The sequence below is a fragment of the Bradyrhizobium sp. FW305-F6 genome, assembly GCF_058782905.1.
In genome coordinates this window covers 763,927-775,246 of sequence record NZ_JBYSYD010000004.1, presented here as the reverse complement: position 1 = coordinate 775,246, position 11,320 = coordinate 763,927, and the positions used below count along the sequence as shown (strand labels likewise).

The following is an 11,320-nucleotide window of genomic DNA, read 5'->3' as shown; positions in this document are numbered from 1 at the left end:
TACTATGTTCACACATCTCTGTCGGAGCCTTCTGCCCGCCAATCCGGAAATGCGAGTCATTCGAGTCACTTGCTTCGGTTCCGTCGCATGTGAGTGCCCAATATCGGCCTTCAGCTAACTCGTTGAAGAAGATTCTCTTTTCGAGATGTGTGAATCCGATAGCCCTCCAGGGGAGGGTAAGAAGTTAGGCCGCCGCCACGGTCAGATTCGCGCCGTCCACCTGCACCACCTTCACCCGCGTCCCCGCCGGCGTATCGGGGCCGGCCACGCGCCAGACCGTGTCGCCGATACGCACCGTGCCCGAGCCGTCGATGATCGGCTTCTCCAGCGTGAACTCGCGGCCCAGCAGCGCCTCGCTGCGCTTGTTGAGGAACGGACTTGCGCTGGTATCCGGCTTCGGCTTGGCGAGGCGGCGCCACACCGGTACGGCAGCCGCGGCGAAGACGGCGAACATCACGAGCTGGATCTGCCAGGACACCGCAACAGTGAATGAGATCAGCCCGACCAGCAGCGCGGCAAGCCCGAGCCAGAACAGGAATATCCCCGGCGCCAGCACCTCCAGCCCCATCAGGATGAAGCCGAGGATCAGCCAGTTCCAGCTGCCGAGCGATACGAACATGTCGGTCATGACACGACCTTCTCTCATGCGCCCGCGCCCTCGCCAAGGGGTCGTGGGCCCGTGACTAACCCTGCCGCGGCGGCACGACCGGCGGCGTGCTGCCGGTCGGCGGCACCGATCCTGGGCGGCGCGCGGCAGCGGCTGCAGTAGCCTCGCCGAACGTTGCCTTGGCGATCTCGCCGATGCCGGCGAGCGAGCCCAGCATGCTCATCGCTTCGACCGGGAGCATGATGACCTTCTGGTTCGGCGAGTCGGCCAGTTGCCCGAATGCCTTGATATATTTGTCGGCGATGAAATAGTTCAATGCGGCGACGTCGCCCTTGGAAATCGCTTCGCTGACCATCTGGGTGGCCTTCGCCTCGGCCTCCGCCGAACGCTCGCGTGCCTCGGCATCGCGGAACGCGGCTTCCTTGCGACCTTCGGCCTGGAGAATCTGCCCCTGCTTTGCGCCCTCGGCACGCAGGATTTCCGACTGGCGCTGGCCTTCGGCCGCCAGGATGTCGGCACGCTTGACGCGCTCGGCCTTCATCTGCCGGCCCATGGCCTCGACGAGGTCGGCCGGCGGCACGATGTCCTTGATCTCGATGCGGTTGACCTTGAGACCCCAGGGCGAGACCGCGGCATCGACCACGCGCAAGAGGCGCTCGTTGATCTCGTCGCGATGCGACAGCACCTGGTCGAGGTCCATCGAGCCCATCACCGACCGGATGTTGGTCATTGTGAGCACCGTGATCCCCTGGTTGAGGTTGGAAACCTCGTAGCTGGCTTTCGCGGCATCGAACACCTGGTAGAAGGCGACGCCGTCCACCGTCACGGTGGCGTTGTCCTTGGTGATCACCTCCTGCTCGGGAATGTCGATCACCTGCTCCATCATGTTGATCTTGCGCCCGACACGATCGAAATAGGGCACGATCAGGTTGAGCCCGGGGCTGAGCGTTTGAGTGTATTTGCCGAACCGCTCGATGGTCCAGTCATAGCCCTGCGGCACCGTCTTCACGCCGGCGACCAGCGTAACGATGACGAGCAATACCAGAACAATCGCGAAAATGTCGAAGCCGCTCATATCTCCTCCAAGCCGGCAAAAAGGCCCTTTCCGGCGCTGTCATTGGTCGGGATCGATACCCTACCGGTTCAGCGGTCGCGAGTAACGTCGGCATCGGCTCGATTCCGCACAAGGCGCACAGAAAGGAGCGGTGACGATTATGTATTTGAGCGAAAGCTCTTGAAAGCAGGTCGCAGCAGACCTAGCGGCAAGGGTTAACGATTGCCGCCCGGGCGCAATGTCAGATCCAGCCCTGAAGCTCGCGCAGCACCAGGGTACGGATCACGTCCATGCCGGGCTCGCTGTCGTTGAGGCAGGGGATGGCGGAAAACTCTTCGCCGCCATTATGCTCGAAGATCTCGGCGTTCTCCTGCGCGATCTCCTCCAGCGTCTCCAGGCAGTCGGCGGAAAAGCCTGGCGTCACCACCGCGATGCGGCGCACGCCTTCCTTGGCGAGACGCTCCATGGTCTTGTCGGTGTAGGGTTGCAGCCACTCGTCGAAACCGAAGCGCGACTGGAAGGTCAGCAGCAGCTTGGTATCGTCCAGCTTCATCCGCCGGCGCAGCGCCTCCGTCGTCGCCACGCAATGGCTCTGATAGGGGTCGCCCTTGTCGACATAGGATTTCGGCATGCCGTGGAAGGAGGCGACGATCAGCTCCGGCTCGAAGGAGAGCGTCGAAAGATGCGCCTCGATCGAGGTCGCGAGAGCGTCGATATAGGCCTCGTCCTCGTAGTAGGGCGGCGTCACCCGCAGCGTCGGCTGGGACCGCATCTGCGAGAGGACGCGGAACACCTCGTCGCAGACCGTTGCGGAGGTCGAGGCGGAGTATTGCGGATAGAGCGGCACGGTGAGGATGCGCTCGCAGCCCCTGGCGATCAGCCCGTCGATCCCCGCCTTGATCGAGGGATTGCCGTAGCGCATCGCCCAATCGACCACGACATGTGCGTGGCTCGACAGCGCCGCGGCCAGCTTGTCGCTCTGCGAGCGTGTGATGGTCTTGAGCGGGGACTCGTTCCTTTCGGTGTTCCAGATCTTCTGATAGTCGCGTGCCTTGGCCCGGGGACGGGTGTTCAGGATGATGCCGTTGAGCACCACCTTCCAGATCAGGCCCTGATCCTCGATCACCCGGGCGTCTGAGAGGAACTCCTTCAGATAAACCCGCACTCCCCGGGCATCGGCCGTATCAGGCGTTCCGAGATTGATCAGGAGCACGCCGACGCGCGGCAGGGCGGATCGGGGGGCCGGTTTCGCTGTCTCGAGGGGGACGACGCTGGTCATGGCTGGTTGGGTCGCGCGTTGGTCCGAACTTGTCAAGATGAGGCGGGTTTCGTTAGGGTCGCAGCCAGGCCGGGGAAGGACGATGACACTCGCGGAATGGTGCGTCTTTGGAGCGCTGCTGCTCTACCTGTCTACGATCGCCGCGATCAAATGGATCAGGTTCGGCCGCTTCGACAATTCCCGGCCGCGCGACCCCGCCTTCTACGAGGATGCCCTCTCGCAGCGCGCGCTCGGCGCGCACCAGAACGGCATAGAGACCTTTCCGTTCTTCGCCTTCGCCGTGCTGCTCGCCGAATTCCGCGATGCGCCGCAGCGGCTGATCGACGAGCTCGCGGCCCTGTTCCTGATCGTGCGGATCGCCTACGTGCTGACCTATCTCGGCAACCGCCCCACGCTGCGCTCGATCCTCTGGAGCGTCGGCTTTGCTATCAATCTCGGGATCTTCTTCATGCCGGCCCTGAAGCGCTTCCTGCCGGTGTGAGGCGGCTCACGCCGCCAGATGCCGCTCCCGCGTCGCGATCAGCGCCCGCATCGATGCCGGGATCGTGACCGGACGGTGGGTCTCCTGATGGGTGTAGACCCAGACGATCTCGCCGGTCACCAGCGCATCCGTGCCGCCCTTCAGGAAAACCGCGAGATCGAAGAGGAGGCTGGAATTGCCGATCCGCGCCACGCGCACGCCGACATCGAGCTCCCAGTCGAAGCGGACCGGCGCCTTGTATTCGATGACGGATTTGACGACGTGGAAATCGATGCCGCTCGCCTGCGCGTCGGCATATTGGTCGAAGCCGAGCGCGCGGAAATATTCGGTGATGGCCGTGTCGAAATACGTCAGGTAATGCGCGTTGAAGACGACGCCCTGCCCGTCGATCTCGGAATACCGCACCCGGAACGGATGAAAAAACCAGAATTGTTCGCGCGACATGGCGTCCCCCGAGACGTTCTTGTTGGTTTGAAGGACTGATAGCGGACCGGAGGGCGTTCGGGAAGCGACTGGGCTGGGCGATTGCAGCCCGTGCGCTTCTTACCCTCCCCTGGAGGGTAAGAGAGAGTGCCTCAAAAACACGTCGTCCGTTCGGCCGCGATGTAGCCGAACAGGAGGCCTGCGCCGAACAGCAGCACGACGCCGGCGGCCGCGAATTCGATGCCGCGCATGAAGAGTGCACCGCCGCCGTCGCGGCCGGCGCTGAGGCGGGCGGCGATGTCCTTGGCGGAGACGGCGACGACGGCGATGGCCGCCACCGTGATCGCGGTGCCCAATCCCATCAGGAAGGTCGCGGCGATGCCTGCCCAGAACAGGCCCTGGGCGAGCGCGAACACCAGCACCAGGATCGCGCCCGAGCAGGGACGGATACCGACGGTCAGAATGGCGGCAAAGCCGCGCCGCCAGCCTCCGGCACCGGCGAGTTCGCTCGGAGCGGGGCCGTGGGAGTGACCGCAATGCTCGTCATGAACGTGGTCGTGCCCGTGATGATGATGGGCGTGCGCATGGGCATGATCGTGGTGATGATGATGATCATGGCCGTGATGATCATGCGCATCATGGTGATGGCTGTGATCATGATGGTCATGCGGCACGCCGGCGATCGCCGGCACCGGCTGAATCGCCTGCAGCGCGCGAATGAAGATGCGGCCCTTGACCCAGACCAGGCGCAGGCCGAACAACGCGATCAGGGCGTAGCTCGCGATTTCGATGACCCCTTCCGCCTTGCACATGGTCTTTGCGGTCGCGTTCAGCACCCAGGCCGAGATGCCGACGATCAGGATCGCCACCAGCGACTGCATCAGGGCGGACGCAAACGACAGCGCGATGCCGCGCCGCGCGGTCTCGCGGTTGGCGACCAGGTAGGAGGCGATCACCGCCTTGCCATGGCCGGGGCCTGCGGCATGGAAGATGCCGTAAGCAAACGAGATGAAGAGCAGCGTCCACACCGCCGAACCGTCGGACTTGGCGGCGCGGATGGTTGCCGACATCTGGCGATAGAATTCCGACTGTTTGGCCAGGAGCCAGCCGACTACACCGCCCGCCTCGGACCCGGCCGCCTGCGCCGGGCGCGGCGCGCCGAACGGATTTTGCGCGAGGACCTCGTGAAGCGCCGCATCGGCCACGCCGACCATCAGCAGAACGGCGGCGCAGGCGAGCACGGCGCGCGCGAGCGGAGGGAGTTGCGGCTTCAAGGGCAATCCACCGTGATCTTGTTGGCGAACATCATGCCGAAATTGGCGTTCTCGCCGCTCAGGAAGGTTTGCTCGTCGAGCTTCTGGGCGCTCGCCGAGCCGTCGTTCGGCCGCTCCAGCTTCATCTGGCAGCCTGCGGGCGCGCCGACCAGCTTGACCGGATTCTCTTTGGCCATCTGGAAATCGATGAAGAAGGAACGGTCGAACACTTCGAGCACCAACTGCTTGGGCTTGACCGGGTTCTTCAGCGGCAGCGTGAAGTGCAAGGTCAGCACCGTGTCCTTGTAGTCCAGGTAGTAGTCGACCGGCTCCTGGAATCGCTCCTTCTTGCCGTCGGCTCGCGCGAAGGTGAAGTAGGCGTATTCCTTCAGCGACTCGACGTTGGTCTGTGCCAGGGGCTTGAGCTCCTCGCGGGTGTAGGCGCCCTTGGTCTTGCTCTCGAGCCCCTGCACCGCATAGGCCGAGAACATGTCGTCGAAGGTCCAGGCGTGGCGCACGCCGGTGATGGTGCCGTCAGCGGCGTAGAGAAGCTCGCTGGTCGCAGTGATCCAGACATGCGGATGCGCGCTCGCGGCACCCGCCGCGAGCGACAGGCCGACGGCCAGAAGCAATCCAAACAGACGGCGCATCGTGCCCATCACGCGGCCTTGGCGTTGTCGAGCAGGCCGCGGCGGCGCAGCAGCGCGTCGGGCTCCGGCGGCCGGCCGCGGAAGGCCTCGTAGGCGGCTTCGGGATCGAGAGAACCGCCGGACGAGTAGATGTCGTCGTGCAGGCGCTTGGCGACGGCGGGGTCGAAGATATCGCCGGCCTCCTCGAAGGCGCCGAAAGCGTCGGCGTCCATCACCTCCGACCACATGTAGCTGTAATAGCCGGCGGCATAGTGGTCGCCGGTGAAGATGTGGCCGAACTGCGTGGGGCGGTGCCGCAGCGCGATCTCCTCGGGCATGCCGATCTTCTCCAGCTCGCGCCGCTCGAAGGCGCGGACATCCTGCGCGGCTTCAGCCGGCTGAGTATGGAATTCGAGGTCGACCAGCGCCGAGGAGACGAATTCGACCGTGGCAAAGCCCTGGTTGAATTTTCGCGCGGCAAGGAAGCGCTGGAGCAGGTCGTCCGGCAGCGGCTCGCCGGTCTGGTAGTGGCGGGCGAACTTCTGCAGCACCTCGGGCCGCTCCTGCCAGTGCTCGTAGAGCTGCGACGGCAGCTCGACGAAGTCGGTGAACACCGAGGTGCCCGACAGCGACGGGTAGGTCACGTTGGAGAGCATGCCGTGCAGGCCGTGGCCGAACTCGTGGAACAAGGTACGGGCGTCGTCGGGCGACAGCAGCGACGGCTCGCCGCCGGCCCCCTTGGCGAAATTGCAGATGTTGAGAACCAGCGGCGCGACGTCGCCGTCGAGCTTCTGCTGGTCGCGCAGCGAGGTCATCCAGGCGCCGGAGCGCTTCGACGGCCGGGCGAAGTAGTCGCCATAGAACAGGGCCTTGTGCTTGCCGTCCGGACCCTTCATCTCCCAGACCCGGACGTCCGGGTGCCAGACCGGAACGTCCTTGCGCTCCTCGAAGGTGACGCCGAACAGGCGCGTGGCGCAGTCGAAGGCAGCGGCGATCATGTTGTCGAGGCTGAGATACGGCTTGATCGCGGCATCGTCGAAATTGGCGCGCTGGAGGCGAAGCTTCTCGGCATAGAAGCGCCAGTCCCAGGGGGCGAGCTTGAAATTGCCGCCCTCGTCCGTGATCAGCGCCTGCATCTCGTCGCGGTCGGCGAGCGCCCGCGCCCGGGCCGGCTTCCAGACCCGCTCGAGCAGGCTGCGCACCGCGTCCGGCGTCTTGGCCATGGAGTCTTCGAGCCGGTAGGCGGCATAGGTCGGGTAACCCAGGAGGTTTGCGCTCTCCTCGCGCAGCTTCAGGATTTCTCCGATGGCGGCGTTGTTGTCGTTGGCGTTGCCGTTGTCGCCGCGCGCGATGAAGGCCTTGTGGACCTTCTCGCGCAGGTCGCGCCGCGCCGAGCTCTTCAGGAATTGCTCGACCGAGGAGCGCGACAGCGTGACGATGGCCTTGCCCGCCATGCCGCGCTCTTCCGCCGCAGCCTTGGCGGCAGCGATGAAGCTCTCCGGCAGGCCCTGGCGGTCGGCCTCCCCAAGCTCCAGGAACCAGTCCTGCTCGTCACCGAGCAGATGGTGGCTGAAGCTGGTGCCGAGCTGGGCCAGCCGCTCGTTGATCGCGGCCATCCGCGTCTTCGCCTCCTCGGAGAGACCGGCGCCGGCGCGGTGGAAGCGGGTGTAGGTGCGCTCCAACAGTCGCAGCTGCTCGGGCGTGAGCCCAAGATTGGCGCGGTTCTCGTGCAGCTGGGCGATGCGACCGAACAGCACGGCGTTCATCATGATCGGATTCCAGTGCCGCGCCATCCGCAAGGAGACCTCCTTGTCGATCTCCAGGATGGCCGGGTTGGAATGCGCCGAGACCAGGTCATAGAAGACCGCCGCGACCTTGCTCAGGAGCTTGCCCGAGCGCTCCAGCGCCGTGATGGTGTTGGCGAAGTCGGGCACCGCCGGATCGCTGGTGATCGCCGCGATCTCGGCTGCGTGGTCGGCGAAGGCTTGCTCGAAGGCCGGCAGGAAGTGCTCCGGCTCGATCTCGTCGAAGGGCGGGGCCGCGAACGGCGTCACCCAGGCCTTCAGCAGCGGATTGGTCTCGGGGTCCGTAATTTGGCGGGATTCTGACATCACAAGTCCAGTTTCGTGGCGCGATTGTTGTGGCCAGCTATAGCACGCGATGGGGCTTTTTTGGGCCGTTTGCCCTTGCTCCCGGCCGCCTTTTCGGGGAGATTGCGGCCCTCGAAGTCAGGACCCCCGAAGCCATGAACGCGCCCTCCTCCTCGTCCCGCCAGATCGTATGGTCCAGCGTCGTCACCGTCATCAGCGCGGCCATCCTGATCGGCGCCGAGGTGTTCGGCGCCGCCTTTGCCGGCGGCTGGGCGCTTGCGATTCTGTTCGGGCTCGGCGACCAGGGCGCGCACATCCTGCAGGCCGTGCTGTTCGCGCTCGGCGTGCTCGTGATGACCGCCTTCATCCGCGGCGCTCAGCGCATCGAGCCCTTCACCAAGCGCGGCTGACACTTCCTCGCGCCAGCAACACGCGCGAGGCCCGCGAAAACTTAACGCGCGTTCATCTTCCGCGTCGCTCGCGCCACAGCGCGCAAGCAGATGTTAGGCATTCTGCTCACAGCCTAAAAAAATTCTTGCGAAGCCGAGTCAAAACACTTATGTGCGGACTTGCCCAATTTCGCACGTGCCTGTGGTCGTGTGTCAGTCGGTAGGTATCCGGACAAGAGGCCGGACAGCCGCCAAGGGGTGAAGAAGCCGAGGGGCTCTTCGGACGTGCGGAAGTCGAGACTGAAAGGTCGACGACCGAAGCAAACCCGGAGCGCCCAGCATCTCTCTCAAAGGGATGCCTTGTCGAAGGTGACTTCGCTCTTTGCAACCGTGACTGGCAGCCGGAGGCGAACCGGCGCACCCCGCTCTCAACGGGGGACGCGACTTAAAGCAACGACGGATCGGGCTTTTTTGGTCTCTACCGGCATTCCAACGCCGGCGCGGGCTACTGAAAAGGCTTGTCCTTCATTGCCAGGTGTGCGGGCGGGAACACTCCCAACCAATCCACGGCAGCACAGTCTGGTTTGAGTTCTTTGGCCTCGGCGCGCCTCCATCGCGCGATGCGGCCGAAGCACTCTCGTCAGACGTCACGTTGATACGGCTCCCGTCGCTGGGGCCGCTGGAGAGTGCTATGACCGAACGTATCCAGGAATTCCTGCGCAGCCGCCGCAACGAAGGCCTCGACACCGAGCCGTGCCTCGTCGTCGACCTCGAAGTCGTGCGCGACAATTACCAGAGCTTCGCCAAGGCGCTGCCCGACAGCCGCGTGTTCTATGCCGTCAAGGCGAACCCGGCGCCGGAAGTGCTGTCGCTGCTTGCCTCCATGGGCTCCTGCTTCGACACCGCGACCGTCGCGGAGGTCGAGATGGCGCTGGCCGCAGGCGCGACGCCCGACCGCATCTCCTTCGGCAACACGATCAAGAAGGAGCGCGACATCGCACGCGCCTTTGCGCTCGGCATCCGGCTGTTCGCAGTCGACTGCGCCGCCGAGGTCGAGAAGGTCGCCCGTGCCGCGCCCGGCGCGAAGGTGTTCTGCCGCATCCTCTATGACTGCGCCGGCGCCGAGTGGCCGCTGTCGCGCAAGTTCGGCTGCGACCCGGAGATGGCGGTCGACGTGCTCGACCTCGCCAAGCGCTTGGGCCTGGAGCCGTGCGGCATCTCGTTCCATGTCGGCTCGCAGCAGCGCAAGGTGAAGGCGTGGGACCGTGCGCTGGCGATGGCCTCGCAGGTGTTCCGCGACTGCGCCGAGCGCGGCATCAACCTGTCCATGGTCAACATGGGCGGCGGCTTCCCGACCAAATACCTGAAGGACGTGCCGCCGGTGGTGACCTACGGACGCTCGATCTTCCGCGCGCTGCGCAAGCACTTCGGCAACCAGATCCCGGAGACCATCATCGAGCCGGGCCGCGGCATGGTGGGGAACGCCGGCATCATCGAATCCGAGGTCGTGCTCATCTCGAAGAAGAGCGACGAGGACGAGGTGCGCTGGGTTTATCTCGACATCGGCAAGTTCGGCGGTCTCGCCGAGACGATGGACGAGTCGATCCGCTACGCCATCCGCACCCGTCACGACGGCGCGGACATGACGCCCTGCGTGCTAGCTGGTCCGACCTGCGACAGCGCCGACGTGCTGTACGAGAAGAACCCGTATCCACTCCCGGTCACGCTGGAGATCGGCGACAAGGTGCTGATCGAAGGCACCGGGGCTTATACGTCGACCTACTCGTCGGTGGCCTTCAACGGCATTCCGCCGCTGAAGACGTACCACATCTGATCCGCCTCTCTCTTCCAGAGGCCTGACGAACCCGGGAGCCGGCTTGCCGGCTCCCTCCCTGACATCTCGATATGACGACGTCTTGGGCAGGCGTGCTTTCGCACGCCGGCTCAAGCGGGGACTGACGCGCCATGACCGCTCCTCGGAAGCCACAGATCGCCCTCACCTCGAAAGCCGCTCCGTTCGTGATCCGTGCGGAACGCGCTACCGACGTCGCGATGCGCGAAGCGCTGCTCGATGCCTGCTTTGGCGAGAACCGCCACGGCCGCACCTGCCAGCGCCTGCGCGACGGACGCGCACCCGCCGCAGGCCTCGCCCTGTCGGCGGTGCGCGAGGGCAAGCTCGTGGGAACCGTGCGGCTGTGGCACGTCAGCGCCGGAGGCAGGCCCGCTTTGGTCCTCGGACCGCTGGCGGTGGACCCTGCCTGCCGCGAGCTCGGGATCGGCGCCGCGCTGATGCATCAAGCGCTGGCCGCCGCCCGGGCGCGCGGGCATGGCGCCGTGATCCTGCTCGGCGATGCCCCCTATTACGCGCGCTTCGGCTTCTCGGTGGAGAAGACGGCCGCGCTCGCGCTGCCCGGCCCGTTCGAGCGCGACCGCCTGCTGGCGATCGAGTTCGCCGACGGCGCGCTGGACTGCGCCGCGGGGATGATCGTCCCGACCGGCGCGGCCCTCCCCAAACGGAGGTCGGTTCGCGCCGCTGTGGCGCACGCGGCCTGAGGGAACGCTGTCATAGCGACGACCGCGCCGCACTGAGCGGCAACGCTCGGCTGGGCCTGCCCCCCGCCCTTTGGGGTTGCGCAGGCCGCCGAAACGCCCTTTAACCCCGCGAAACACCCCCTTTAGTCGAGGTCCAACCCATGTCCCGTCGCCTGATTTCCACCGGCTCCCCGTTCGAGAAGACCGCCGGCTACAGCCGCGCGGTGATCGACGGCGAGTTCGCCTTCGTGGCGGGCACCACGGGCTACGACTACGCCACGATGACCATGCCCGCCGATGTCACGAGCCAGTCACGCAACTGCTTCAAGACCATCGAAGCCGCCCTGAAGGAGGGCGGATTCGAGATGGCCGACATCGTGCGTGCGACCTACTACGTCACCGACGCCAGCGACATCGACGCCCACTTCGCCGTCTGCGGCGAGGTCCTCGGCGACATCAGGCCGGCCGCGACCTTGCTGGTCGTCAGCGCCCTCGCCAAGCCCGAGATGAAGGTCGAGATCGAAGTTACCGCCAAGCGCCGCAGCGCCTGACGAGCGCGGCGCCGGATCCACCCACCCTTTGC

General features: G+C 65.4%; 12 protein-coding genes. 5 read left to right on the top strand and 7 right to left on the bottom strand.

Going from position 1 to position 11,320, the window contains the following annotated elements:
• Positions 1 to 184: 184 nt before the first annotated feature.
• From AC3WLX_RS28110 to hemH, 3 genes are all read right to left on the bottom strand, one after another.
• The gene (locus AC3WLX_RS28110) at positions 185 to 628 is read right to left on the bottom strand and encodes an NfeD family protein (RefSeq protein WP_492338402.1); all 444 of its coding nucleotides are present in this window, start codon (positions 626 to 628) and stop codon (positions 185 to 187) included.
• 55 nt (positions 629 to 683) lie between these two features.
• Complete coding sequence (locus AC3WLX_RS28105) at positions 684 to 1,682, bottom strand: SPFH domain-containing protein (protein WP_492338401.1); 999 nt, start codon at positions 1,680 to 1,682, stop codon at positions 684 to 686.
• Between the two features lie 220 nt (positions 1,683 to 1,902).
• Positions 1,903 to 2,940 carry a ferrochelatase gene (gene hemH, locus AC3WLX_RS28100; protein WP_492338400.1) on the bottom strand — a complete coding sequence of 346 codons (1,038 nt, stop codon included), beginning with the start codon at positions 2,938 to 2,940 and terminating at the stop codon, positions 1,903 to 1,905.
• Between the two features lie 82 nt (positions 2,941 to 3,022).
• Between hemH and AC3WLX_RS28095 the strand changes: the two genes are divergently transcribed.
• Positions 3,023 to 3,421: an MAPEG family protein gene (locus AC3WLX_RS28095; protein ID WP_492338399.1), complete on the top strand. Its 399-nt coding sequence runs from the start codon at positions 3,023 to 3,025 to the stop codon at positions 3,419 to 3,421.
• 6 nt (positions 3,422 to 3,427) lie between these two features.
• On the opposite strand, the gene AC3WLX_RS28090 is transcribed toward AC3WLX_RS28095, so the two are convergent.
• The 4 genes from AC3WLX_RS28090 to AC3WLX_RS28075 form a co-directional block, all read right to left on the bottom strand.
• A complete protein-coding gene (locus tag AC3WLX_RS28090; protein ID WP_492338398.1) occupies positions 3,428 to 3,865 on the bottom strand; it encodes an acyl-CoA thioesterase in 438 nt (145 codons plus the stop codon).
• A gap of 131 nt (positions 3,866 to 3,996) precedes the next feature.
• Positions 3,997 to 5,118: a nickel/cobalt transporter gene (locus AC3WLX_RS28085; RefSeq protein ID WP_492338397.1), complete on the bottom strand. Its 1,122-nt coding sequence runs from the start codon at positions 5,116 to 5,118 to the stop codon at positions 3,997 to 3,999.
• Positions 5,115 to 5,747 carry a DUF1007 family protein gene (locus AC3WLX_RS28080; protein ID WP_492338396.1) on the bottom strand — a complete coding sequence of 211 codons (633 nt, stop codon included), beginning with the start codon at positions 5,745 to 5,747 and terminating at the stop codon, positions 5,115 to 5,117. The genes AC3WLX_RS28085 and AC3WLX_RS28080 overlap by 4 nt, the downstream gene beginning before the upstream one ends.
• An 8-nt stretch (positions 5,748 to 5,755) precedes the next feature.
• A complete protein-coding gene (locus AC3WLX_RS28075) occupies positions 5,756 to 7,837 on the bottom strand; it encodes a M3 family metallopeptidase (protein WP_492338395.1) in 2,082 nt (693 codons plus the stop codon).
• 134 nt (positions 7,838 to 7,971) lie between these two features.
• Here AC3WLX_RS28075 and AC3WLX_RS28070 point away from each other — a divergent pair, with 134 nt between their 5' ends.
• The 4 genes from AC3WLX_RS28070 to AC3WLX_RS28055 all read left to right on the top strand — a co-directional run bounded on the left by AC3WLX_RS28070 (position 7,972) and on the right by AC3WLX_RS28055 (position 11,288).
• Positions 7,972 to 8,226 (top strand): hypothetical protein, encoded by a 255-nt coding sequence (locus AC3WLX_RS28070; RefSeq protein ID WP_291627162.1) that lies wholly within the window; start codon positions 7,972 to 7,974, stop codon positions 8,224 to 8,226.
• A 670-nt stretch (positions 8,227 to 8,896) separates the two neighbouring features.
• Positions 8,897 to 10,039, top strand: a complete 1,143-nt coding sequence (locus AC3WLX_RS28065) for a type III PLP-dependent enzyme (protein WP_492338394.1) — start codon at positions 8,897 to 8,899, stop codon at positions 10,037 to 10,039.
• Between the two features lie 131 nt (positions 10,040 to 10,170).
• Complete coding sequence (locus AC3WLX_RS28060) at positions 10,171 to 10,758, top strand: GNAT family N-acetyltransferase (RefSeq protein ID WP_492338393.1); 588 nt, start codon at positions 10,171 to 10,173, stop codon at positions 10,756 to 10,758.
• A gap of 140 nt (positions 10,759 to 10,898) precedes the next feature.
• Entirely contained in the window at positions 10,899 to 11,288 is a 390-nt protein-coding gene (locus tag AC3WLX_RS28055; protein WP_492338392.1) for a RidA family protein, read from the top strand.
• Positions 11,289 to 11,320 lie beyond the last annotated feature (32 nt).